Genomic DNA, 25,152 nt, shown 5'->3' with positions numbered 1-25,152 from the left:
AAGTTAAGCTTTTATTTGTAGGCTTTATATTCAAGAAAATCACTAACAACTTTTATTATACAGCAGCTTATCTTTAGCTAGTTGTAATACTTTATGGTATTTAATATTTAGGCATTATCAATTTCCAACAGCTTGTTTAATTAAATATCAATAGAGGATTTCGATTTCATAGATGCAATCCCCTTCATCCCTTCAATGGGCTCCATTTCCATAGCCATCCTAGAAGGGAGCCATCCACCAGCTACCCCAACTAGAATTGGACTCAAGCAAGTAATAAGAGGTAACCAGATTTCAGTTAAAGGAACTGGTCCATACATAAAATACAAAATGCCCAATGATATTATTCCTCCTAAAACTCCTCCTAAAAACCCAATAACCGCTCCTTCAACTAACACCATCACACGGATATTTTTATTTTTCCACCCTAATGCTTTTAATAATGAAATTTCGTTACTCCGTTCTTTAATGTTTTGCCATAAAATTTCTGAAGTAGTTAATATGGAAATGATTAATGAAATTGCAACGGCAACATAATGAGGTGTGTCTACTTCCATCGATACATATTGACCTAACCAGGAGGTATATAACACACCTTTTAAACGAAAAGAAACGTAAATGAACAGGATGAACAATGATGTAGGCAAAGCTATGGCAATAATTGAAACTAGATTTCTATTCAGCCGACCAATTACTGTATTGAAAACCATTGACAGTAACCCTTTTGTCCTTAAAACTCTTTTCCCTAATACTTTTATTTCTCCTGTTCTCATAACCTGAGACGGATGAATTTTATTTATTAAATACGATGGCACCAAAGGGCCAATTATATAGATTAACAGCACAAAGAATGTAATCAAAAATGCTTGTGAAATGGATAATACTGCTGTATTTCTAAAACTAAAACAAAATTGTACCAGCAAAGTTATTATAGTAACGATGACACCTATTAACAATGACTCCGTCATTAAGATATTCTTTAATTGTCTTGGTTTCCAGCCAATTGATAGAAGTACGGCAAATTCTTGTTTTCTTGATAGAAAAGAAACTAAACTAGTTGAGAATACATAAATCATTGCAACTAGAATATTGCAAATAATGATACCTGTATATCCTAGCTTGGTTTCTTTGAAAATATTTATAGCTGCGCCAATTTTGATCCATGGTTGTTCAATCCAACCAATCGCCTCATGATTCCTTACCTTCGGGATATTTATTAATAATGGTTGGGGTGAAGACCCTAACGTAATATCTGTCTCAAGACCTGTTTGTTGTTCAATTTCTTTCGCTACTAATTTCAGTTTCGCTTGACTATCATCACCCAACGTCTTGACATTTTTTACTTTTATACGGATTGCAGAGATGGGCTCATCTCCTAAAATGTTTTTGGCTGCTTCAATGGTTGTCAACATAGTTGGGGCTTGCATCAAATACCCATAAATATTTGATGTAGGATTCATCACCTTTGGTGGGTTCACTGGTTGTCCGTCTTTATTTAGAACAAATTTAGCTGAAGGAATTTTATATGTTTCCATCGGCAGCTCATTTTTAGGGTCCTTCGAAATTGCTAATTTTTTGGGATCATAAAAACCGACAAAGTATGGACTTAATCTAGGATTATTACGTAAACCGTTATCCGATAGTTCTGGTTTCCGGTAGGTGGAACTTTCATATGCGGCAGATTTACCTTCAAAAGGAACTACTTGGAATGCATTACTCCATCTTTCGGGAAACGGATTTTCTTTTGATTTGTATTTTAATGGCCCTGTTTTTTCAAGGAGAATCGTCTCTAAATCCACATTCGTACTGCTGAAGGTCGATTCTCTTTTTTTTGTTTTAGGATCTATCCCTGATAGATTAGCTAATAATAAGGTATGGGCATCATCTGAATTATAGGTAAATGTTTTTGTGTCTGTGGAGACCAGTGATTTTAAATATTTCTCGCCGCCATTTTTTTCAACAACCTCTAATGATTTTTGTCTTGTTTTCGGATCTCCATAAGGAATATCCAATTTTTCCAATTTAAAGTTAAATGTTTGCTTTAAAAATGATTGGTTACTTAAGATAACTGGAAATCTTGTTTCACTTGCATCGATCCCTTCAAATCCTAACTCACTCAATTGATACGAAGTGATACTATCATTCTTTGAAAAATAAGATTTTTCCCCATCAATTGGTACCATTGCTTTATCAAGACCCACAAGTCTTGCTTCTTGTTCTGGATCAACAGCAGCTAATAGGACCTTTGTATAGCTTGAGAGATTATTTTCAAAACCAGCAATTCCATATTTCTTATAAATTTCTGGGCTAGGTAAGTCATACATTCCCCTAGAAAAATAGACATCATTTGTCTCTACAGTAGAATCCAGTCCGTTGTAATCAGTCTTTGTTGTGGTCAGACGATATATTCCTGGCTCCTTAGTGTCAATTTTTCTAAATAAAACATCGTAACCTGTAAAACCAATCATACTTATTGGAGCAGCTATATCGATATCTGGGATATTTTTGATTTTTTGATAGTCTTCTAAAGAAATCCCACCAGCTATTCCGCTTAAGTAATTAGGATCAAAGAGAGAATCTCGTTCCGTCATACTTTTTGTTCCTTTTGGCCTAACGACAATATCATAGGAAGCAGTCCATTTCTTTTGTAAAGAGTTGACCACTGTTCCTTTATTCGTTTCAGACAACCCTATTAATGTACTAAGCCCCCCACTAATCAACAATGCACCAATTATCATAAGAATAAACCGTTGCTTCTGACGCATCCAACTTTTTAAAATAAATGAAATCATGTGGTACAACCTTTCCGATTTTTTATTACATACCCATCTTTCATTTCAATTACTCTTCCAGTTCGTTCAGCTAGTAGAGGGTCATGAGTTACTAAAATAACCCCGCATTTCTTTGATATGTTTAGTTCCATAAGCAGCTCAAAGATATTTTTTCCTGCTTCAGTGTCTAAGTTCCCTGTAGGCTCGTCCGCTAAAATCCAATCTGGATCTGCTATTAATGCACGAGCAATCGCGACTCGTTGTTGTTGACCCCCAGATAATTGAGAAGGAAATGCATTTACTTTATCGATTAGTCCTACAAGCATTAAAAGTTCCTTTGCTCGCTCACTTTTATCGAAAGAAACTTTTCTATTAAACAACGGAATCATCACATTTTCTAATGCTGTTAAGGTAGGTAACAAATGAAATTGTTGAAAGACGAATCCAATATTGTTAAATCGTATATCTGCTAAATCATCCAATTTTAAATTGGTTATAGCTTTATTGTCAAAAAAGACCTGGCCACTTGTCTGTTTATCTAATGTTCCGATAATGCTAAGTAAGGTAGATTTTCCAGAACCTGATGGCCCCATGATTGAAATAAATTCTCCCTTTGCAAATTCTATATTTATATCACAGAGAGCCCGCGTTTTAACACCATCACCGATGTATTCCTTAGAAACATTTTTTAGAGCTATATGTTGCATTTTAGCTACGCACCCCTTTTTGACCTATTCTTCATTATAAGACCTGGCCAGTTTTATTAGTTCTTCTTCATTGATATTTCCTCTTATTTCAAAATTAATAACTTGGTCTTTTTTATTTTTTACATACATATTAATTCTTTTTCCGTATTCTCCAAGATCCATTAGTATTGCAATCGTATTCTTGTCTTTGAATGGAATTACTTTAGCATTTGAATGAATTTCTACTGTTATTTTCTTCTCTTTTTCATTAAGCAATTGTTTGCTATTTTCAGCTAATGATTGTTTTGCATAAACCCACTTATCTCCACTATGCCATATATCCCAATAAGTGATTGGGCCTTTGAACTTTTTGGCTGGGAGTGAAGTGGGATAAACTACAACTCCCCTTGATAACTCTAACGGAATATTTGTATCAATAGTTGGTCTCATAATTTTATATGAAGCTCTTTTTTGTGATTCCACTAAGTCAAAGTTCTTATAAGACTTAATCATAATAGGAAAACTTTCAAATTGTCCCCATTTTTCGTTTACAGGTGGTAATATTGGTTTTAATTCAAGGTTATACCATTTGTAATAAAGTGAACCTGCTTGGTAGATCTCCTGAAAATCATTCTTTTTAGTGGATATATTGCCAATAAGAACAAAACATAATAAACCCACAGAAACTAATGATATTGAGACTTTTAGCCACTCCCAATTAATAGCTGTTCGTTTTTTCTTAGAATTTTCGGCAATTTTTTCACGCAATCTATCTTCAACGATCGTTTTTCTTTCATTAACCCAGATGATTTCATCTTCTAACCCATTTAGCTTATAATCTAACGATTGACGGCAGTTCAATAGTTTCATCCTCCATCAATAAGAATTTTTCAAGGTTATTGGTGGCTCTGTGGAGAGTAGTTTTTACTTTGGCTTCTGACCAATCTAGTATTTCAGCAGTCTCTTTTATAGAAAATCCCTTGATTTTCCGTAATACGAATACCTCTCGTTGTGACGGCTTAAGCTGTTTTAACGCTTTCAATATCATTCTGCCTTCTTCTTTAATTTCTACTATTTTTTCAGTCGATGAATAACTATCAACCTCTTTTTTTATTACATTTAATAACTTTTTAATTTTTGATTCTTTCCGAAAAAAATCCATCGTTGTATTATGTGCTGATCTAAATAAATAATTTTTCACATTATGTATATCATTAATACTTCCATACTTTTCATATAGCTTAAGAAATGTTTCCTGCATTAAATCTTCTGCCGTTTGCGGTTCTTGAACGATAGCGTAAATGTATTTAAAAATTGATAGGCTATAGTCTTCATACCACTTGAAAAATTGTTGATCTTTTATGGCCCCCATTTTAGTTCCTCCCATTTAGTTAATTGAGAGACGTTGCTATGTTTAAAAAGTTACAGTTTTAAAAATTCTAAATTGTTTATTATATAATAATGTTTATTTACATTAAAAAAAAGGCCTTAAATTGATTAAGCTTTTTCAATATAGTTTGTCTACTTTAGCTAGTAAAGTTCCTTACAAGCTGCCAAAACACCATTAGACGTAGGATATTCCAATAGGGAAGTAAAGAAACAAACGAATATACGTCCCAAAAATGCCTCAATATTCAGGGAAAACTTGGTCTAGCACTGTTGAACGTAGTTTTGCAAAACGCCTTTTTTCATACTTCATCAAAAGGAATGGTTAATTATCCTTTAGATATAAGCATAAACAAGAATAATCCATGTAATTTAACACTGGCAGTAGTCGAAAATCCTTATACTAAAATTGAGAACGTAAATGGTAAGTTACAAAATAAACTCTGGTCCGTTATTTTTGCATATCAAATAACATTTGCCTCCGAAGGAAAGGAAGAATAAACAATTATACTTGTTAAGATTCCTACGAAAAAATTGGGCGTGTTCTTCAGAATCCGCCCAATCTTGAACGATTGCTTTAAAATTAATTTAAAGCAAAAAAGCTTAAATAAGCACCCTTTCCAAACTAATTCTTCTTTTAATTTTCTTTACATCTTGACCAATCAAACTTTTCCCATTTTATTACCTTTCCTTCAATTTCTTTTGTATTCGTAACTATCCATTTGCCATTAACAGAGTTTTGTTCAAGTTCTTTAATAACATTTTTGCCATCAGTTCGTTTGAATAAAAATATTCCTTTATTATCCTTTAAAAATAACCTCTTATCTCCAAGACTATTGCCTTCAAAGAGTCGTAGTAAAGAACGAATATCCTCGTTCTTCTCACCTATCCTCATCTTATTAGATAAATCATTCATTGTTAACTCTTTAATATTTTCTAAACTTAAGCTTTAACTTACAACAATATCATCTAAAATGTCCTCATTATATTTTTTCCATATAGTCTCATACTCCTCAATGCAGACCGTTTTAGAGGGCTTGGCAGTTGCATAAGATACTAAACTTGAAAAACCAATAAGGACATTAACTCCTATAAAAACAGCTAAAAAAATCCCTTTCAACATTTTTCACCTCCTGTTAATATAATATGGTTTTTGGGATAAATTTATTGATTCCTAATGGCTTATTTTCATTATTAAGAAATTTGGATATAAAAAATAGCCGACCATCGTCGGCCACAAGTAACAGCATGTTAGCACTGTTTATAACGGCATGGTTTTGGTAAAGAATGCTTGCTTATAGATTTTTAAATTGATTGGAATCCTCTTATTCATATTTAATTTAAATGTTCCATATGGATTCACATGGTTGTAAAATAAAGGAGTTAATCCCCTATAATCTTCAGGAGTCATTTTCTTGAGCCCAATACTGATTGTTGTTATAGTGAATTTCTTTAACCATTAAAGTATTCATTTAAACTAAGCAGTTTTGAAGCAATTGGAGTGATAATGCAAACACTTCTTGGTCTTCTAGAGAATTGAAACGAATTTCACTATTTTTTCCATAAAAAATGTAGTTGTTAACCGAATTCCAATGTTCAACGGTATTTAGTCCTTCATGGATTTCTCTTCGAACTTCCTCGAAATGTAAATAATCACATAAGAAAATGGTTTTAATGGCTTTTCCTAACTCACATAAAGCTTGATAGGTCGTGTGCTTGTATCCCTCGTAAATCGCTTTAAAATGGCTTCTGCTGATGCGGTTCCTAGTCGTAAAGCAGTTGCGAACTTAATAATTTGCTCAACTTGTTGACGAATGAGATCCCAGTTAATGGGCCTACTTAAGCCGGATTGTAAATGAGGATATTCCTCATTCATTCCGGCTTTAGGACGATACAATCTTTGAGAACCGATATTTTTGAAACGTGGCATCAAATTTATAAGTCCAAAAAACTTATAATTACCTACCTACAATAAGTGTTATAATTTATTTGAAGAGAGGTGATTTTTTGGAAAGGAAAAATCTGAAGGTATTCACAAAATTCTCGTTTTTCACAGCCCTAGCTACAATTATTGTTTTACCAACATCCTTATATATATCATCTAAAACATCCAACAATAGCGTAGAATCTATCCTACGAATCTTTACATTACTTGCGTTTTTTAGTTCCTTAATTGGTGTTCCTTTAAGCATTATTTCAATGTTCAGCAAAGAAAATTTAGCCAAAAGAATTTTTGCTCTAATTGTAAATTTATTGCCACTCAGTCTTATTGTTTTTGCTCTAATCATGGAATTTATAGATGAATTTCTCCGTACTACAACTTAAAAGGGGAGTATTAATAATTTAGTAATTTACTATCATATAATGCCTTAACGTAGAGGAAATGTTAGCTTGAGGTTTATTTATCTCAATAAAAAACATCCTTCTTTCTGGATGAATATAAAAAAAGAAAAATATGATGAGACGCCAATTTCACACCATATTTTCCTTTGAAAACTATTTTTTTTAAAAGACCTCAGTTATTTTTTAAAAATTCCCATCAAAACAAAAATGTTTTAGTTTCCTAATCGACTAAGCTCGTTGTATTGCTCAAAAGCTTGATAAATCTCGTTGTTTCTTTCTCCGTATTCGGCTGCTTTGTCGCCCGTTCCGTTATACCTGGCCAAAGTTGCTTTGATTTCTTCTTCATTATAATCAAGCATATTTACACTAAGTCCAAGGAGATGAACTGCTCCCCATTTTAAGACCCAAGCAGCAGTTTCAATATTGTAAGCTGGATTAGAGTTTAAAGCTTCCCAAATGACTCTTAAATGAACAGGGTTGCTCGGATCAAGAATTTCTTCGTCTAAATAACCATTGTAGGCGGCCCATCCTCTTGCTTTAATTGCTGTGGATGCAAATATTTGACAAGGTCCTGTACTAGAATCCGTTTCCACTCCTTCAGATACGAGCAAATCTTTTGCGGTGTCTAAAACGTTTTCAACGGAAGACTCCCACGCTAATACAGTTTGAATAAAAGATTTCCTCATTTGAAGATTTCTCGCTAATCTGGTAATTAAAGCGTCGTAATCAAGAACTCTTTCCACTGCGTCTTTTGCACTTCGAAGATAAAAATCAGCTCCGATAACGTTCCCGAACTCTTCCAAAATCCATTTTTGGAACCAGTTTTTGCCTGAATCAACTACTGGGCTAACTTCATTTCGAACAGAATTGATATAAGGGAACGCTAAAGGATAATCTAAACCAGCAAGGGATGGACTAGGTGTAACAGAAGATTGACCTGAATCTCGACCAGAATTAATATTATTGTCAATTTGTATTGCTCCCACACCAGTACCGACGGTGATGGTTGAAATCTGGTCAAATGACCAGTTTGAAGGAAGAGGATATCCCAAGTTTCCGCTGAATCCAGTAGACATTCCGCTTACAAAGGTATATTCAGCATATCCAGCTTCATGAGCACGTATGCCGACAGCCCTTGGCCCATAAATTCCGACTTTAAACTTTCTGCCCATAGAAGCAAATTCAGATTTGATTGCAGCAAAGTGAGGGAGAATATCGTTCGTAATTTGGTCCCCAAGAACATCAAAATCTACTGCAAAATATATTGTTGTACCTTCTTTAAATCCGTATTTTTCTGCTGCAATGTAGGCAGCAGTTGCATCAGCAGCTCCTTGTCTTCTATTAAAATAGGAAGCCTCTCCACCATAAGTTTGATAAATAGGGAACACAGTCAATCCAGCAGCAAAAATATTTTCTAATTCTCCTGGTTGAATTTTTTTATTTAATCCAGTTGTACTAGCATTAGTTAGATATCGCCCCACAGTTGTATAACCAGCGTTTTTCAAGGTTTGAGCTCTTGCTGGTGTAACCTCAGTAATACAATCACAAGCTGTACCCTTACGATTTGGATCTCCTGTACTAACCAACGCAGAAAGCCAAGTCTGTTTTCCAGCAATTCCATCAGCAGCTAACATGACGAATCGCTGAAAATTGGTTACTGCATCTTTAACCATAGCATCAAATTGGCCATCAAAATCACCTGGGTCAAAATTGTTTACATATAAAGCATATTGTAGTAGTTTTACAAAGTTTGTTTTAGTGCTTCCAACACTCAAAGTCGGTAAGAGACTTATTGTTGTAGGTCCAACAGAGCCTGTTTGTGACCCATGTGCAATCCCTTCTTCTGTCTGAATACCGTAAATCAAAGCCCTATTTGTTCCCCTTTGGTAATGTCCATCAGCTGGTTGAACACCGGAAGTTGTAAAATATTTGTAGTTGAGATCCCTTTGCATTTCTCTAATTCTTGGATCTCCGTCAAGAGTTAGAACATAGGCATCCATTGTTAGGAATGCTTTAAAAACATACCCATATACTTTTCCATCACGAATTGGGAGTCCGGCATCAGTTTGTAACTTAATTACCGCTGCTTTAGTTCCTTCTCCAAATGTTCCAGTAAAACCACCAGGGTTATACCCCTTGCAATACATTGCCCCTTGAAGAATTTTAACAATATTTTGTCCCTTTTGATTTGTTGGGACCTTTCCAAGTTCCATTTCTCCCCAAGTTTTATAAGCAGCTTCAGTTCCCGGACCAAAGTTATCAGCTGTGGAAGTTAATCCTAATTCAAGTTGAAGTGCTCTTGTTAGGGAATACATTGTAGACCATCCGGTATTTCCTGTTTCTGGTGCTGGAACGAAACCAGATCTTCCTCCGTAAACAGCGTTCACCCATTGTTGGACTTGTAAAACCATTTGATCCATTTAAATTACCTCTTTTCATGAATTTGTTAAGCTATTAAGCCTTCATTTAATAAAGAAAATTAAGTTGAAGATTTTACAACCTTTTTTCAAATTTCTTTTTTTCCACTTTATCTTTGATTTGCCAAAACCCTGGTACTGAATCAATATCATATCCCTTGATATATAAAATCATTTTCTCTTTTAATTCCTGCACTAAATCTTCTCTATCATTCAAATTTGTCATATACATTGATTTTTTTAACTTCGGTTCAAAGAGTTTAATGATAGTTTCTAAAGCTGTGTTATTGTATTTAGCTTCTTTTACAAGTTCGTATAACATTTTTGTCATATTAATCAGTCCTATCTTTTATCTTTTATTACTTCGGCAAGTTGAGAGATTATTTCTCCCAAATTATCTATTTTTTTTTCAAAACGGATTAATAGATAAATCGATATACAAATAGGAAAACCAAAATTACCAAGTATGGTAATCCATTGAGGTAAATCAGTAGCATTCATAATTTGATACTCCTTTTTCCTTAATAAAGTCTTTGATTTTTCTTATAGATTTCTTATGAATTTTTGAAACTGATTGTTGTGATTTATTAAGAAGTCTTGCAATTTCCGTATCCGACAATCCCTTTAAGTAAGCTAAATTAAATACCTCTTTTTGTTTACTAGAAAGAGTTTGAACAGCTTCGTACAATACAGGATTAACTATGTAATCAGTTATGTTATCGCTGATTGATAATTTATCTACTATGATTACTGATTCAGGGTCTTCAATAATATCTTTAAAAGTAACTTCTTCATCGTTTTGGATTACACTATCAACAGACAGTATATTCCTCGAAGAATAGTGCCTTTGTTTTTTGTCAAAATTTATTGAGTTAAAATGTATGGATGATGAAATAAAAGAAACAAATCGTATGTCAAAATAATATAATTTAAAACTCTGGTCTAATTTTTCTTTATTCTCCAATGTTGGATAGCAAAGAGTATCATAAAAAAGTTGGTAATTTTGTTTTTTATTTAAAAAATTCTTTATTATTGGGTTTGCAAGAAATTCTTTGTTATTATTTTTGAATTCTATTAATTTTTCATGATAATCTTTGTTAGATTTGTAAGATTTTTTTATCCCCATAATTATCCACATCCTTTTATGTTAACTATAAAGGGAATATACGTTCGGTTTTTAGTGATAAAAAAACGACTAAGTTTATTAGCTTTAGCCATGAAATTCTAACAATATCTCTTAATAATCATTGTTAGATTTGTCAAATTTTTTACCCTCATAAATATCCACTTCCTTTTTATGTTAACTCATATTGAGAATATATGTTCGGTTTTTAGTGATAAAAAAACGACTAAGTGTATTAGCTTTAGCCATGGAGTATTGCATATGAGATTTTCAAATGATATCTATCTATATTATATCATGACGAATTTTGGAAAATAAGTTTAGAATAATAAAGATTTGTTTTTGGCAATTACCACTAAAATCCTTCTCTTTTCCTTTCTTCATATTATAAAGAATAAAATCATGTACAATATACAACCTTTTGGGTAAAATTTTACTTTATTTCTTATATTATCAAATTGGGCATTTTTTAGCCAGGAAGCATGAAGAAAGAAAGTTGTTATGCTGCCACCGTAAGTTGCAGCGCAATTTTGGTTTATCAAAACACAATTAACACGTTAAGGTCCAAACTCTAAGAAATGGGAAAACATACTATCAATAAAAATTATAATATACCAACTTCAAAATTTTAGCGGTTGTGTAAGGAGAAAACTAATATAAAATTTTCTTTTCAAAGGTTGTTATTTCCCTTAGCTTAGACTCTTTATATGGTGTAAGCGGCGCTGCTAATACTATTAAAGGAGAGATTTAAATGGCATATGTAACAACTGACTCAACATATTATTCATCAAAAGCAACCTCTGTTGATATTTATGCAAACTGTGTTCCTTATGATTCCCAAAAACACTCTTATGCGAGAGCAAGTTTGGTTCACAAATCATCAGGAAGCACTATTGTTATGAACACAATTGTTGGCTTAAATGGTTACATCGATTTTAGGAATCCTCTAGAGATCTATCCTTCTGATCCAAGAGGAACATATTATGTTTTCGTTGGTTGGTATAATTCTGCTGGATCACTCGTTCATTCTGCGCGTTCAAATGACATTTATCTGACAAGCTAAAAGATTAAATTCCTTTTGGGAATATAATTGAAATTTTGTAATTATTAAAACCTGTGTAGAATTATTCTATACAGGTTTTTTTATGTTTTTGATTTATCTTTATAATTTCCCTATTGATTAAATTACAAGTAAACTAGATATATAATAAAATTGAAATATCTTTCCAAGTTTGATAAAATTTATATTATTTGATTTTCTTGGAGGAAACAACATGAAAAAAACTCTGCCACTAATTCTTGGTGTGGGATTATTCGGTTTCGGAATTTTCGGTTTGAATGGCGAAAGTGGAGAAAGCAAAGTCGAAGCTAAGACAAGAACTAATGTTTATACTGTTGACGGAAAAAACCTTTTCTCTTCCCATCTAGTTCAACAAATAGAAACACCAGCAACAACTCAAAAAAATAATTCTGAGAATAACGCCAATTTTAAAGACGAATCGTACTCCTTCTCGTTAGATCTTGAATTTGTTGATTTTGAAAGTAATATCGAATATAAGGACGAACAAGCAGCGAAAGAACATTTGCAATTAGTAATGAATTATTTAAATGATATTACAAAGAACGGAACTGATTTTTCCGCCGCTGCTCGGTTGCAAAATGATAGTGAATGGAAGAAGTTTGTTGATAACATTGCAAATTTGAAGTATAATGATTTTTCCCGATCAGAAATATTAAACGATTTGAGCATTGCAGGGGCTCTAATTTTACAAGTTGAAAGGCATTATGACGAACCTTCTTTGACATTCCTTTACGAAGTAATTTACGATTTAAATTCTAACGTTAACGGTGGGGAGAGTAAGTTTAATGTAACCCGTTCGTTTGGCAACAAAGAAAATTTTCCAGAAGTTTACAAATATCTACAATCAAAGATTTAGCTAGTAATTCTTATGGCTACTAGTTTTTAAAAAAACCCCTTGTATTAGGGGCTGTTGACAATTTAATAGGAATTCTTAAAACCTGTGTAGAATTTATTCTATACAGGTTTTTTATTGGGGGGAAATCCATTTGATGGGTCATAAAGAGGATTATCAATCTAAACTAGGGAAGCGTCAGAAAGATTTGCTTAGCATTGTAAATCCGCAATTATCTTAACTTCGATGTGAGAACTATTGGAATATCAATGGTTCTCACATCATTTACATGTATTCAATGTAAATTTTAGTTTAATATATGCCTGATCATTTTATGATGTCTTTTTTTACTAAAGCTATACGGTGAGTTAATAAAAAGAAAGATTAAAACCCGCTAAAACCATTAAATTTATGAATTCCAGTACCGAATTTAATAAGTTTTTCTTCTTTTAGAAACTTAACTCCCCTTTTTACTTCATCTAAAATTTTGGGCTCAAGACCCAGCGTATTACGCAAGCCAAAAACCATTGTAACATTTGGTATATCTGATATTCTCTCCAATGAATTAACTAAATCGACAGATTCGTTGAAGGATAAAAAGCATATATAGGGGTCTCATCATAAAGTAAATCACCTGTAAATAAATAACCGTTTGTTTCATCAAAAATAGATAGATGACCAGGAGAATGCCCTGAAGTATAATATATTATTAATATTCTATTCCCCATCTTTTAATACGCCTGTCGGTTCACCTTGAAAAGGTAGATATGTATCGGGATTAAACGTTTCTGGCGTAAGTATTGTTATAATCTCTACTTATATCTTTTCTTATTTTGCAGGCATTTTTTTATCGTCGATGTACTCTATCAGTGAGTAATTGGGATTTTAAATGATTACATCCAATAAAATGTACCACCTCTGCCATGTTTTTCACCAGTAGTTGCCATGAAATGTACCGCTTGCTGCCAATGCGTTTACCAATAGGATAAATTCAATGATTTTGAAATATAAAAAACCTAATCCCTCCATTAGGCTTATGATCTTCAATAAACGCGCCCGTTTGCTGAAGATCATGGCTTAAATCTTATTCAAGATAAGCACCCGTTCGTTGAAAAAGAATTAGGAATCTATGTTATATTCCAACAGCTTCTAATTTCATAATGGCACCAAAATATTGTGAAGCAGTGGTAAAGGAGATAAATGCACATAGTTCACTTATTTCCTTTTCTGTAAAACATTCTCTCAGTATATTAAAAGTAGAATCTGATATATCGCCCCTTTGCTTTAAAAATACTTCTGCAAATCCTACTGCAATAGATATTTTTTCATTAAAATTATCAGGTTCGGGTTTTCCTTTCGCTTTACAATACTCACAGCCGCTACTTTGTGCTAATGTTCGCCTTACCTGTTCCTTTAATCCAGAAAATAGCAGTCCATCTTTTTCTAATGCATCTCCTAAGTGTGACCATGCTTCCATTACTTCTTTGTTATGTCCTAAAAGTCTTTGAAAAGGTGTTTCTCCAAAATTAGATTCAACAATTCTTGTCATTTAAAGTGCCTCCTTGTTATATTAAATATAAGTTAATTATAAAAAATAAAATTACTAAATCACATTAAATTAACAATAAATAAGCAAAGAATTGTTTAAATTATTAACGAATATTGGAGGATTTACTTAAAAAATGAAAATAGATGTTATTGATAAAAAAATAATAGATGAATTACAAAATAATAGCCGTTTATCAATGAGTGAACTTGGAAGAAGAGTGAAGTTGTCTTCCCCATCCGTAACGGAACGAGTAAGACAAATGGAGTCATTTGGATTGATAAAAAAATATACCTTAGAAGTTGATTATGAGAAATTAGGTTTACCAATCCAATGCATAATAGAAGCAACAGTTAAAAATGGTGACTATAAGTCTTTTAAAAATTATATAGAGAAACTTCCAAATGTAGAATTTTGTTATCGTATTGCAGGAAATGCTTGTTATATGCTCAAAATGCATTTTGAAACCTTTGCTAAAGCAGAGAAATTCATTGATACTGTTAGTCCATTTGCACAAACTGTAACTAATTTTATTTTTTCAGAAGTTCAAACAAATTTAAGATTTGATATGGACTGATTATTTCTTATCTAAAGATTACTTCCTCTTTATTAAATTATCCTGCACGTTACTTCAACAAGAAAAGCCGCCAGTATGTTGGCAGCCTTTCACATAAGCACATCTTAATAATATTTTATCTAATCACTGAAATCTTTAAATAGTGTCTCTTTCTTGGGTAAAAGTGACGCAGAATACATCTTATTTGATACTTTTAAATCGAGTGATTCCGTCTAATTAAGTCTCTGATTTCAGCTTCTACCGCATCCGTCAGCGAATATTTTGTGTTGAAGCCGAGTTTTCGTATTTTGTTGTCATCCCAAATTCTATTCACTGTAAAAGTTTTCACTGCAAAAGGAGTTAATTTATATGCAATCATTTGCTCTTCCGTTAAGTTTTTCGGCAAGTGCATTGTCTTGGAAATCTTCCCAGTTGCATTATCTATGGCTGTCTTTAATTGATTCCAAGTTGTATCGAATCCTTTAAGCAAAAAGATGCTATGATCATTTTCGGGTTCTTGATAAGTTCCTAACCATGCCATTGCCCGACCAATGTCACGCGTATCAACGAGAGAAACTTTAGCAGCACCATTGCCTATCATCGGATATTGATCGGTAGCATGCGTGACGTATAGTCTTGCAAAAAATGACGATTTATCCCTAACGCCAATTGTACTTGCCGGACGTAACACGATGGTTGTAATCCTAGCTTTTCGTCCTTCTACTTCGACTATTCTTTCTCTTTTAAGGGGCCCTACCAACGAAACGCGAAAAACATACGCTAAGCAAATTTCGACATTAATAAAGCCGATTTTTCCTACGCTAAGAAATGTTCGGTTATTTTCAGGAGTTACATTATTTGGTGACAAAAAATTCAGTAAAAATCTTGTCATCATGATATTAACTTGATTTTTTAAAATTTTTTTTAGGTTCTGCTTTTACGCTTTCTATTTTTTCCTCATTTTTAACACTATACCTATTACTCCTACTACTATCATTATAGGTATTATTCCTATTTTTATTATTTCAAGTATAGTTTCTTCTATTGGTCCCATTATATTTTTATATGTAGGATATATGTAACTTATGTACCCAATAGTTATTACATTTACTATTGTGAATATGATTTCCTCGCTTATATTTTTTAAATTCTTATAATATCCTAGTCTATTTATAAAATATTCTAACGTTATATATGTTGGTAGTACTAGCTTTACGTTGATATTTATTGATACTTCCTTAGTATATAGTGTATTTACTAAGAAGTAGCAACCTATAAAAAAAATTGCAAGTATAAGATTGATGGTTAGAGCATGATTATTTTTTAGTCTTTGTGAAAAATAAGTTTTTGAACTCATATTTAATCTCCTTTAATTTGTAAAAAAATTTTAATATGTTATCATGTAAATATATTACCATATTTGGAAAGGAGTGTGCACTATGGCAAAATCTGTATCATGGATATTAACAGCTACACTTTTAACCAGTGCAATAGCATCACCTATGATAGGTGTCAAAGATGTTAAAGCTCAAGAAAATAAGAGTTTAACAATGAGTGACATAAGTTTTAAAGATGATTCTATTGATTCAGAGACATTAAAACTAGTTGCAGAACAGTTAGAAATGCAAGGTGCTTTAGATTATTTTGATGAAATGAAAGAAATAATTAAAAGCAAAAATAAAAATACTGGGTCATTTTCTTCGAAAACTAGTGTAGCAGCTGCATCAGCTTATACATTAAGTAATGGAGGATATGTTTTCTATAGAGATTACTATGGATCTATGTACATATCTTCTAACTCTAGTATATATCTTAGTCCAGCTCAAACTAAGGAATTGTTAGATACAATAAAAATTCCTGAAATAGAGCCATTAGAAGTTATTTTAGCAATACTTTCAACGGCAGCATCATATTGTAAAATCCCAGCGTTATTAACTTCATTTTTCCAAGGGAATGCTTTATTTGTAACATCGAGCTTAATAGATAATTACTTAACTCAAGAGCATAAAAAGGCTTTAGAAGGAAAGGCATCTGAGCAATTATCTATTGTGGAGTCAGGTGGAAGAAAAGTAGTAGTTTGGGTACCATGGAATACGTATCCTACTGTAAATATAAAAGACGGTGTAAAAGATTTAGGTGTAACAATAAATTAATAGGTTATGGCAGAGTATTAACCTAGAACTTACTAGACATAACAATTCGTATGATCAACATTTAGCGAAAAGTATATATTTAAAGTTAAAGTGATATAATCCTAGTATTATCAAGGGTTATATCACTTTTTTATTATTTTCACTTTAAGTTATTGGTTTACTTTGAATTTACTTGTCGAATTTTGCTTAGCGTATGTTTTTCGCGAAATATTGGCGAGACCCCATCTACTGGAAAACCGAAAGTGTTGATTTTAAATAAAGTTTGATAATTTATAATAAAGATTGATCGTTTTAAATAAAGTTCGATAATTTATAAAAAGGTTTGATACAATTACGTTGAAAAGTCGGATTGTACACTTTAACAAACGGGCCATATTGTTGAAGATTAATAAATAATTTATGAATGAATACAAGGAATAAAGTTTTCCCTGAACAGCGAGGTGAATAGAGAAAATGTATGAAGAATATAGTAGGCAATCTTTACCGTCAAGAAAGTATAGGGAATTGTTAGGAAGTGCAATCTGTGTTTTCAACTCTAACAATGCATTTATCATTGAAAATATACTTAAAAATGATGAGGAAAACAGGTTTAATTGGCATGAATTAATTGATTATACTTCTGGTCAACTTAGTCAACCAATAAAGGAAACTATAACTAAGTTTTCAGATACAAATATTACTTCTTGTTTTTCTGAAGTTATTGAAATGAGGAATAGAATTATTCATAGCTTTCAAATAACTGATGGTGATGGTAAACAGACTTTAGCAACTAAACAAAAGAATGGAAAACAGTTTATTATTACAGAGGATTACCTTTATAATTTTATTAAAAAGAACGAAGAATTATGTGGTCTCCTTCATGAATTTAGAGGGTTTTAGTTCTATGAAGAAAAGGGTGCGATTGTTGAAGATTATAGGATGAAAATGATCAAACTATTTTATGAAAATTGTATAGAGCTTCACAAAGAATGAACCTGTTTTGGGCGAGCTTTTTTTCAAAACAGGTTCTTTGTCTTTAATGTAAAATGTGGGTTTGCTAGGTTATTTTTGATCAAACTTTATTTTTAAGATACAGAAAGGGGTCCCACCAACAAAACGCGGAAAACATACGTTAAGCAAATTTCGGCATGATAAAAAGCATTTTTCATAGGCTAAACCATTACCAAAAACGGAACTTTTTGAAACACAGAAAAAGAACGCAACCCTTTTGAGCTACGCTCTTTTTTTGTTTTGTTAAAAGGAAGACCTTGTTTTTTTAGTCTTGAAGTTCTAAATATACAGTGTCACTAGCTTGATTTCGAGAATACATTTTAATATAAATTTCTGCTTTATTGTTTGAACCATCAACATATGGGCGAACATCTATACTAGGAAAACAAAAATATGGCGAAGGACCTGAACTATTAGCTGCATACCCATATCCACCGATTGGGGGAATTAGTTCGCTACCTGCTGAACCATTGTCTGAATAAAAATAGAATGTCACGTTATTATTAGCGTCAATACCACTTACACAAAGCCTTATATCCCCTCCCCCTGAATAAGCAATAGTGGTTTTGGAACCAGAAGATGTTGCAGTATAATTACCGGAAAGAATAGTTTGCCATCCTGCACTGTCAGCCGATGTTATAGTTGAAAAAAAAACTAATCCTGCTACAAAACATAAAAAACATTTTTCATTAATTTCATAAAATCAACCCCTTATTATATTCATTTATTATTTCTCTATAAATTTTCAAATACCTTCATTAAATTCCAAATTTTCAAACTTTTGTATGTTTGTCTATGTTTTTTCTTTTTTTAATTGATAGGTTCCATCGCGGTCCTTTATGCAAAAGCGACAAACTGTACCCAAATATTTAGGGGCGTAGTTTGTGTTATTTAAAATATTTTTCCAACAATCGAGTCAATATAAAAAGACGCCTTCTTGCTTAAGAAGTGCGTCCGATTGAGATAGATTATATTTATTAAGTATACACAATTACTTTGTTAACTGAATCTTTATAACATCACTAACTTCAAGAATACAGTCATGCCGATCCTTAACTGGGGCAAAGATCATAATATATTCATCATCTGCTCCAACTACTTCCCCCTTGCTAAATATTGGATCAACTTTTTCACCAGCTGATTTCAAAAAAACACCAGACTTTTTATCATCAACAGTATAACCGTATTTTTTATCAATTTTCCTTGCATTAAGGAATTGATGTTTCAATTTGTTTCTCACTTTGTATTGCATTCCACTTTCATCTGTTAGTAACTTCGAATCAGATCCAATTACAACAACTCTTGTTTCTAGCGGTGAAAACTCTACCCTTTTAATCTTGTATGTTTCATTTTCAAAATTGAATTCCTTATTTATTTCTACTGATTCCCTTTTTAGGATGGCGGATTGATCAAGCTTGAATTCCAACGGCCATGTTGTTTGTACATTCCCTCTCCCACTGTCATTCCAAATTGTCAAATTTTCGATTTCTAATCCAATGTCTTGGCTTTCATATTCTTTTATTGTCTTAAAGGATAAGGCTTCAACCACTTTGTTTTCTTTACTATTGTAATATCTGCTTCCCCAACCCACATTATCTAATTTTTTTTGTTCATTTCCAACAATCAGATTGATCGAAGTTACACCTTCAAATATATCGAGATAATAGTTTTTTAAATTTGTTTTTTCACTTTGATAGGTCAGTAACAGTTTAGTCTCCTTATCATCCGTCATCACACTCTCAAAATGTACTGTTATGTCATGTTTTTCATCATAAAATGTTTGATCAATAGCTTGGCCATAACCTAAATTAATTGCAGTTCTTAAACCTGTATCATCAATATGCTTACTAGAAAATATTTTATCCACCTTTTCACCTTTAACAGTCATCAATTCAGCTTGCCCATTAACACTCTCACTAATAAAACTTTGTGATTTAGAGCTACAAGCAGACAGTATTGATAACATTAATAAAAGAGTAATAAATATATTTTTAGACATTAAAACACCTCCTCATATAAAGGATGTCCATTTTTCCCAAAATATTCATGAAATTAATATTTACTCTTGAAAAAAACTTTGAGTTACTTTAAGTACACCCCTTCACAATCTCTAATTATTTTTAAGGGAAGGTAAAAGAAAGAATCGAACAGTTCTTAAAAGAAAATTACAAAATGGAGATAATAGCTAACGAGTATGTAATCTACGTCCATTATACGGCTGTCTATGACCTAGAAGAATCAGTGTATGATATCCTCAGAGAAATGGATAATGAAGCAGATATGAGAAATTGTTTTATTGAAGCAGATGTTTATTGCGATGAATTAGGGCTTAAATGGTAAGGGGATTCCCCCTATTATCTTATAAGTAATTCAATTACTTTTATTGGTAAAAATCCTGCGGACTAGAGCAGGCACTTTAAAAAAATTTGCCAATGTACTTTTTCCTGAACCGCCGCAGCCATCGATTCCGATTAGTAGCGTAGATTGTTTTCTAGGTATATTGTCAATGGACTTTACTAATTGATCTAAAGTCTGAAACTCCCCACTTTGCACTTGAAAATTCACTGAAATACCACCTTTCTTTATTTCAACATGAAGTCACAGTATAATGTTTCTTCGATTTTCGTTCACTATAATCCTCCTAATTGCCCGCTCAAACCTTTTTCCCACTTCTTCGGGCACTGACATTCTCTCAGAGTGACCGCTCTCCTCTTTTTTCCTCTTCTTTGGGCACTGTCATTCTTTCAGAGTGACCGCTCTCCTCTTTTTTCCTCTTCTTTGGGCACTGTCATTCTTTCAGAGTGACCGACCTGCTCTTTTTTCCACTTCTTCGGGCACTGTCATTCTTTCAGAGTGACCGGGTTGCTCTTTTTTTACCTTCATCGGGCATTGTCATTCTTCCAGAGTGACCAATCTACTCCTTTTTTACATTTCTTCTGGCACTGACAACCTATCCTAAAAAAAATGGAAATGAGTTTACTTATTCCAGAAATTCGATTTCGGTAATCTTTCCGCTTTTTAAGAAACCAATGTTTTGATATACCTTATTGGAGGCGGGATTACTGATATCCGCATACAACATCGGAACTAACTTTTCTTTTTCCAAAATAACACATAGCTCTGCAACCAACGCACTTGCATAGCCGTTTTTCCGAAACTCGATTGGTGTAAACACAGCGTTAATTCGGCCATATTTTGCTGTGCGATGAGAAATATTTGCCATGGAAACAGGCTTTCCATCTACAAGCCATTCTGCCCCGGCGTTTGGGCAAAAATCATCTTATCATCCAGTGTTTTGAGGCATAATGCATCACTGCCTTCGCTTATACGAAATAATAGGTTATATTGAACCTCATCAAATCCAAAAAGGCTCCCATCTTCCATTACCACGTCATTATGGATAAGCTTTGTGAACATGTCTAAAACCCCCAAAATTGATATTAAAATATAAAGAAAACTCGCCAATTGGCGAGCAGTAAGGCGAAGACAGAGGAGTAGTTCGTCGAAAAGCACCGCTATTCGACTACAATGCATATGCTATGAAGCTTTCCTTAATGCACTTATACCTGATAGGAAAGTCGGCTAACACAAAGAGCCGTCCGTTTGGCAGGCTCATAATTCCAAATAATACAACCGATCTTCATGCATCCCTTGAGATTTTCATATAATTGTATTTTTTCACAATTTTACCATGTATTTCATCGTATTCCTACAAAAAAATAGAAGCACCATGTGAAAATTTCACATGGTGCCTGACACCCTTTCTTATATATTTTCTTGTTTTAAGGTATCAACGATGTTTTCCTTTTTAACTTTGGAGCTGGAGTAAAGCATGGCGGAGCCTACGATGATAAATACGGCGGCAACCACATAGATCATACTGATCCAAGGCAGAGTGAATCCATAGCTGAAGCTGTTCATCATTGCCCTGTGGATCAAATACATCACGGCAATGCTAATCGGAAGTCCATAAAGCAACGACTTGATGCCATAAAAAATACTTTCGTAGTTGATCATTTTATTAAAGCCTTTTGGCGTCATTCCCACCGATTTCAGCATTGCAAATTCCCGTTTTCTTAAGGAAATCGAGGTCGAAATAGTATTGAAAATATTTGCAATCGAAATTGCGGTAATTAACGCAATAAAGCCATACGTAAATACCGACATGAGCATGATCATCTGTTCTTCCTGTTGTCTTCCTTGATATACATTGTGAATATACATTTTACTGTTTTTAATTTCCTCAATTTCCTCCTGTGTTTTCATCGGGTCCTTGCTCTTCAGATAGAGAGATGTTCGAACATAGGGAAGCAACTTTTCGTTCAACAGCTGTTCCATTCCTTGTTCTGAAACGATGATGTTTACCCCGCCAATCCCCACTGGTGAAATTCCCATCGGCATTTGATCAGTCAAAGCGACAATTTCCACTTTGTTTATTAAAGTCTCTTTTTCGCTATTTTCATAGTTAAAATTTAGATCGATACTTTGGCCTGCTTCCATATGGATGGCTTTACCTTCAACATATTTCCCTGTTGTCATATCTTCATAAGGGATTGTATCAATTACAATTCCCGTCATATGCTCCCGATTTGTCAACTCTTTATAATCAGCGCCGATTTCCTTTGCATAAGCCTGTAGATCTTGTTCATTCAATGCATGGATTTGCACAGAATAAGAGAATTTTCCGTTCTCAAGCATACTCTTATCCTGCTTCACCATTTTTTGTAATTCATCGGCAAGAGATGCCTCGTTGATCCAGGTACTCATATTTAACTCTCTCACCACACCTGATTCCGTTACATCCTCAAGAGAAGAAAATGATTTCAGGAGCCGAAAATCTGTTTCGGTTAAATTGTCGCTATAAACAGAAATATCATAACTTATTCTATCCTGTGAGAGCACAAGCGATTTTTTCATATTGGATGTAAAAAATGATACGGTTAAAAATAGTACGATACTGATAACAAGTGAAAATACCGTTGCTTGGTACTTGCGTTTGTTTCTCTTTAAATTCTTCAAGCCTATTTCTGCTTCAATTCCAAATAACTTGCGAACGAACTTCGATGTTTTCACTACTTTACCCGTAAGCTTAACCTCTGTTGTTTGACGGATTGCATCAATAGCGGAGATTCTAGATGCCTTAATGGCTGGAAGATACGTAGAGATAAATATAGTCACCATCGAAATCGCACAGGCGATCAAAATAGAGATGGGGGTAACCGCTACAGTTAATTTTTCCGTCACTCCTAATGCTCCTTGAATAACGGAATTAATCGACCAAAAGGTAACCCCGATTCCGAGAAGACCGCAAATGATACCAATCGGGATACTGATTACACCGATGATGATTCCTTCGAAAAACACCGAGTTTCGTTTCTGTCTTTTTGTTGCCCCAACACTTGCGAGCATCCCTAAATGACGGGAACGTTCTGAAACAGAGATAGCGAAGGCATTATAGATTAATGAAATAGAACCAATGATAATGATCGCCATAATGATGGCTGATAATGAATACAACATATTCTTCAGACCATCATTATTTGTCACCCCGTAATAGCGCAATAACTGATTATTAAATTCGACCGTTTTTATTTTGTTTTGCTTTGCCAAGTCCTTCGCATGATCGTATAAGGAACTTTTGACCTTTTTTAATACAAGCGTCGCATTGACTGGATCGTTCGCTCCAATCGTATTTTCATCCACATAGCTAATAACCGTATACCCAGGTGACCAGGTCGGTTCCCATGTAGGACGTTTGATGAAGCCTACGACCGTGTAGCTTTTCGTTGTTTTATTTGTCACACTCTCGGACGTTTTCTCATCCTCTAATTGTAATGGATCCTCTTGTCCGAAGACATGGTCCTTAACACCAGGCATAGTACGTTGTCCAACTTCAAGGGTTAATTTATCACCAATCTTGTATTCTACTTTTGCGTTCGAGGCTATGTGCTCAGAAAGAACAACCTCATTATTCGCTTTTGGCACCCGCCCTTTACTTAATTCAATTGGAAACTGTTTTAACCCTTGGGCATTATACTCCTTGATAAACAAATATGGCTTGCTTTCATTTTGTCCGTCTTCTAATAGGGCATAGCCACGGTCACGTGAAATGACAACCTTTTTTGTTTCCTTATCATTTTTAATCGCTTTAAGCTGCTCTTTGTTTACATCCCTGTAAAGGACATGCCACTCACCTTCACTTGCAATTGTCTGCCTTTGCATTAAATCCATAAAAGAGACACCAAGGGTTGCCACTGCTGTCACCATGGCGACAGAAATAATGACACCAATGATGGTCACTAGCGTCCGCCTTTTGTTCTGCTTCAAATGCCGGACCGTTAATTTATTCACAATATTCACGGACGAATCACCTCATCCTTGGCGATTCTGCCATCCTCAATTGCAATGACTCTGTCTGCTTGCAAGGCAATTCGTTCATCATGGGTAATAACTAGCAGCGTTTGCTTAAATGTTTTATTAAACATTTTTAATAAATCAATAATTTCACTACTATTTTTACTATCTAGATTACCTGTTGGCTCATCAGCAAGCATAATAGCAGGATTACTAATCAGTGCCCGGCCGATCGAGACCCGTTGCTGCTGCCCGCCGGATAGCTGATTAGGGAGATGGTTTAAGCGTTTCTCCAGATTGAGAATCTTAACGATATCATTAAACTGTTTCTTGTCGACCTTATGTTCATCCAGCAAGAGTGGCAGGGTAATGTTCTCTTCCACTGTCAGGACCGGAATCAGGTTGTAAAATTGATAGATTAAACCTATTTGCCTGCGTCTAAAAATCGCAAGCTGTGTTTCATTTAAGTTATAAATATCGGTATTATCCACGAGGACCTTGCCGCTGGTTGGACGGTCAACACCGCCAAGTAAATGCAAAAGCGTCGATTTCCCCGATCCGGACGGGCCGATAATAGCGACAAATTCACCTTTTTTAACTGAAAAAGAAACATCATCAAGTGCCTTAACTGCCGTCTCGCCTTTTCCGTACATTTTAGTCAGATGTTCTATTTTTAAAATTTCCATTATGGTAAAACCTCCATGTTTTTGCTGATGGTTCTAGTTTATCTGGCTAAAATGACTTTCCAGTGACTGTAAAGTGACAGTTTAGTCACTTAATGGTTTATTTCAATAACAAAAAGTGGCATCCCACCAGTAAAGTAGCCTTTAACGACAGTGAACCGGTCCTATCTTGCAGTAAGCCTGCGTTATCTAACAGTAAGCACAACTTATCCGCAAATTTCGAGTACGCTTTTA

27 protein-coding genes and 2 pseudogenes are annotated in these 25,152 nt (G+C 33.8%); 7 read left to right on the top strand and 22 right to left on the bottom strand.

What is annotated here, in order from left to right; all coding sequences use genetic code 11:
* Window positions 1–140 precede the first annotated feature (140 nt).
* The 4 genes from V7150_RS08020 to V7150_RS08005 are packed head-to-tail and all read right to left on the bottom strand — an operon-like array spanning window position 141 to window position 4,826.
* Complete coding sequence (locus V7150_RS08020) at window positions 141–2,789, bottom strand: ABC transporter permease (protein ID WP_335515952.1); 2,649 nt, start codon at window positions 2,787–2,789, stop codon at window positions 141–143.
* A complete protein-coding gene (locus V7150_RS08015) occupies window positions 2,786–3,475 on the bottom strand; it encodes an ABC transporter ATP-binding protein (RefSeq protein ID WP_335515948.1) in 690 nt (229 codons plus the stop codon). Before V7150_RS08015 ends, V7150_RS08020 begins: the two co-directional genes overlap by 4 nt.
* A 24-nt stretch (window positions 3,476–3,499) precedes the next feature.
* Window positions 3,500–4,315, bottom strand: coding sequence for a hypothetical protein (locus V7150_RS08010; protein WP_335515942.1), 816 nt, complete (start codon window positions 4,313–4,315; stop codon window positions 3,500–3,502).
* Window positions 4,287–4,826, bottom strand: coding sequence for an RNA polymerase sigma factor (locus V7150_RS08005; protein WP_335515939.1), 540 nt, complete (start codon window positions 4,824–4,826; stop codon window positions 4,287–4,289). The genes V7150_RS08010 and V7150_RS08005 overlap by 29 nt, the downstream gene beginning before the upstream one ends.
* Before the next feature lie 287 nt (window positions 4,827–5,113).
* Between V7150_RS08005 and V7150_RS08000 the strand changes: the two genes are divergently transcribed.
* Entirely contained in the window at window positions 5,114–5,341 is a 228-nt protein-coding gene (locus V7150_RS08000; protein ID WP_335515937.1) for a hypothetical protein, read from the top strand.
* 136 nt (window positions 5,342–5,477) lie between these two features.
* On the opposite strand, the gene V7150_RS07995 is transcribed toward V7150_RS08000, so the two are convergent.
* The 8 genes and pseudogenes from V7150_RS07995 to V7150_RS07960 form a co-directional block, all read right to left on the bottom strand.
* Window positions 5,478–5,756 carry a hypothetical protein gene (locus tag V7150_RS07995; protein ID WP_335515934.1) on the bottom strand — a complete coding sequence of 93 codons (279 nt, stop codon included), beginning with the start codon at window positions 5,754–5,756 and terminating at the stop codon, window positions 5,478–5,480.
* Window positions 5,757–5,789: 33 nt separating this feature from the next.
* Complete coding sequence (locus tag V7150_RS07990; RefSeq protein ID WP_335515931.1) at window positions 5,790–5,963, bottom strand: hypothetical protein; 174 nt, start codon at window positions 5,961–5,963, stop codon at window positions 5,790–5,792.
* 138 nt (window positions 5,964–6,101) lie between these two features.
* A pseudogene (locus V7150_RS07985) lies at window positions 6,102–6,773 on the bottom strand (Tn3 family transposase); the annotation flags it as partial.
* A gap of 52 nt (window positions 6,774–6,825) precedes the next feature.
* Entirely contained in the window at window positions 6,826–7,128 is a 303-nt protein-coding gene (locus V7150_RS07980) for a sodium:proton antiporter (RefSeq protein WP_335515929.1), read from the bottom strand.
* A 267-nt stretch (window positions 7,129–7,395) separates the two neighbouring features.
* A complete protein-coding gene (locus tag V7150_RS07975) occupies window positions 7,396–9,603 on the bottom strand; it encodes a glycoside hydrolase domain-containing protein (protein WP_335515927.1) in 2,208 nt (735 codons plus the stop codon).
* Window positions 9,604–9,676: 73 nt separating this feature from the next.
* Window positions 9,677–9,931 (bottom strand): helix-turn-helix domain-containing protein, encoded by a 255-nt coding sequence (locus tag V7150_RS07970; RefSeq protein WP_335515925.1) that lies wholly within the window; start codon window positions 9,929–9,931, stop codon window positions 9,677–9,679.
* 11 nt (window positions 9,932–9,942) lie between these two features.
* Complete coding sequence (locus tag V7150_RS07965; RefSeq protein WP_335515922.1) at window positions 9,943–10,101, bottom strand: YvrJ family protein; 159 nt, start codon at window positions 10,099–10,101, stop codon at window positions 9,943–9,945.
* Window positions 10,088–10,726 carry a sigma-70 family RNA polymerase sigma factor gene (locus V7150_RS07960; RefSeq protein ID WP_335515920.1) on the bottom strand — a complete coding sequence of 213 codons (639 nt, stop codon included), beginning with the start codon at window positions 10,724–10,726 and terminating at the stop codon, window positions 10,088–10,090. Before V7150_RS07960 ends, V7150_RS07965 begins: the two co-directional genes overlap by 14 nt.
* A gap of 748 nt (window positions 10,727–11,474) precedes the next feature.
* Here V7150_RS07960 and V7150_RS07955 point away from each other — a divergent pair.
* A complete protein-coding gene (locus tag V7150_RS07955) occupies window positions 11,475–11,786 on the top strand; it encodes a hypothetical protein (protein ID WP_335515916.1) in 312 nt (103 codons plus the stop codon).
* A gap of 211 nt (window positions 11,787–11,997) precedes the next feature.
* A complete protein-coding gene (locus V7150_RS07950) occupies window positions 11,998–12,660 on the top strand; it encodes a hypothetical protein (RefSeq protein WP_335515913.1) in 663 nt (220 codons plus the stop codon).
* A gap of 360 nt (window positions 12,661–13,020) precedes the next feature.
* Here V7150_RS07950 and V7150_RS07945 read toward each other — a convergent pair.
* Window positions 13,021–13,471, bottom strand: a pseudogene (locus V7150_RS07945) (MBL fold metallo-hydrolase); the annotation flags it as partial.
* 297 nt (window positions 13,472–13,768) lie between these two features.
* Window positions 13,769–14,185: a carboxymuconolactone decarboxylase family protein gene (locus V7150_RS07940; protein WP_335515911.1), complete on the bottom strand. Its 417-nt coding sequence runs from the start codon at window positions 14,183–14,185 to the stop codon at window positions 13,769–13,771.
* A gap of 133 nt (window positions 14,186–14,318) precedes the next feature.
* Here V7150_RS07940 and V7150_RS07935 point away from each other — a divergent pair, with 133 nt between their 5' ends.
* A complete protein-coding gene (locus V7150_RS07935; RefSeq protein ID WP_335515909.1) occupies window positions 14,319–14,759 on the top strand; it encodes an Lrp/AsnC family transcriptional regulator in 441 nt (146 codons plus the stop codon).
* A gap of 193 nt (window positions 14,760–14,952) precedes the next feature.
* Here the strand turns inward: V7150_RS07935 and V7150_RS07930 are convergent, their stop codons facing one another.
* Both V7150_RS07930 and V7150_RS07925 read right to left on the bottom strand, forming a co-directional pair.
* Window positions 14,953–15,633, bottom strand: a complete 681-nt coding sequence (locus V7150_RS07930; protein WP_335515907.1) for a hypothetical protein — start codon at window positions 15,631–15,633, stop codon at window positions 14,953–14,955.
* A gap of 51 nt (window positions 15,634–15,684) precedes the next feature.
* The gene (locus V7150_RS07925; RefSeq protein ID WP_335515905.1) at window positions 15,685–16,095 is read right to left on the bottom strand and encodes a hypothetical protein; all 411 of its coding nucleotides are present in this window, start codon (window positions 16,093–16,095) and stop codon (window positions 15,685–15,687) included.
* Between the two features lie 82 nt (window positions 16,096–16,177).
* Here V7150_RS07925 and V7150_RS07920 point away from each other — a divergent pair, with 82 nt between their 5' ends.
* Both V7150_RS07920 and V7150_RS07915 read left to right on the top strand, forming a co-directional pair.
* Window positions 16,178–16,891 carry a hypothetical protein gene (locus tag V7150_RS07920; RefSeq protein ID WP_335515902.1) on the top strand — a complete coding sequence of 238 codons (714 nt, stop codon included), beginning with the start codon at window positions 16,178–16,180 and terminating at the stop codon, window positions 16,889–16,891.
* A gap of 453 nt (window positions 16,892–17,344) precedes the next feature.
* Complete coding sequence (locus tag V7150_RS07915; protein WP_335515900.1) at window positions 17,345–17,770, top strand: selenium binding protein; 426 nt, start codon at window positions 17,345–17,347, stop codon at window positions 17,768–17,770.
* 1,102 nt (window positions 17,771–18,872) lie between these two features.
* Here V7150_RS07915 and V7150_RS07910 read toward each other — a convergent pair.
* The gene (locus V7150_RS07910; RefSeq protein ID WP_335515898.1) at window positions 18,873–19,880 is read right to left on the bottom strand and encodes a hypothetical protein; all 1,008 of its coding nucleotides are present in this window, start codon (window positions 19,878–19,880) and stop codon (window positions 18,873–18,875) included.
* Window positions 19,881–20,053: 173 nt separating this feature from the next.
* On the opposite strand from V7150_RS07910, the gene V7150_RS07905 reads away from it, so the two are divergent.
* A complete protein-coding gene (locus V7150_RS07905; protein WP_335515895.1) occupies window positions 20,054–20,221 on the top strand; it encodes a hypothetical protein in 168 nt (55 codons plus the stop codon).
* A 30-nt stretch (window positions 20,222–20,251) separates the two neighbouring features.
* On the opposite strand, the gene V7150_RS07900 is transcribed toward V7150_RS07905, so the two are convergent.
* From V7150_RS07900 to V7150_RS07880, 5 genes are all read right to left on the bottom strand, one after another.
* The gene (locus tag V7150_RS07900) at window positions 20,252–20,446 is read right to left on the bottom strand and encodes a hypothetical protein (protein WP_335515893.1); all 195 of its coding nucleotides are present in this window, start codon (window positions 20,444–20,446) and stop codon (window positions 20,252–20,254) included.
* A gap of 415 nt (window positions 20,447–20,861) precedes the next feature.
* Window positions 20,862–21,104, bottom strand: coding sequence for a GNAT family N-acetyltransferase (locus V7150_RS07895; protein WP_335515890.1), 243 nt, complete (start codon window positions 21,102–21,104; stop codon window positions 20,862–20,864).
* Window positions 21,105–21,121: 17 nt separating this feature from the next.
* A complete protein-coding gene (locus V7150_RS07890) occupies window positions 21,122–21,298 on the bottom strand; it encodes a hypothetical protein (RefSeq protein ID WP_335515886.1) in 177 nt (58 codons plus the stop codon).
* Window positions 21,299–21,646: 348 nt separating this feature from the next.
* The gene (locus V7150_RS07885; RefSeq protein ID WP_335515883.1) at window positions 21,647–24,241 is read right to left on the bottom strand and encodes an ABC transporter permease; all 2,595 of its coding nucleotides are present in this window, start codon (window positions 24,239–24,241) and stop codon (window positions 21,647–21,649) included.
* The gene (locus tag V7150_RS07880; protein WP_335515879.1) at window positions 24,238–24,921 is read right to left on the bottom strand and encodes an ABC transporter ATP-binding protein; all 684 of its coding nucleotides are present in this window, start codon (window positions 24,919–24,921) and stop codon (window positions 24,238–24,240) included. The genes V7150_RS07885 and V7150_RS07880 overlap by 4 nt, the downstream gene beginning before the upstream one ends.
* Between the last annotated feature and the right edge of the window lie 231 nt (window positions 24,922–25,152).

Origin of the sequence: Neobacillus drentensis (assembly GCF_036965245.1) — a bacterium.
Taxonomy (GTDB): domain Bacteria; phylum Bacillota; class Bacilli; order Bacillales; family Cytobacillaceae; genus Neobacillus; species Neobacillus drentensis_G.
This window is presented reverse-complemented; position numbering and strand designations above follow the sequence as displayed.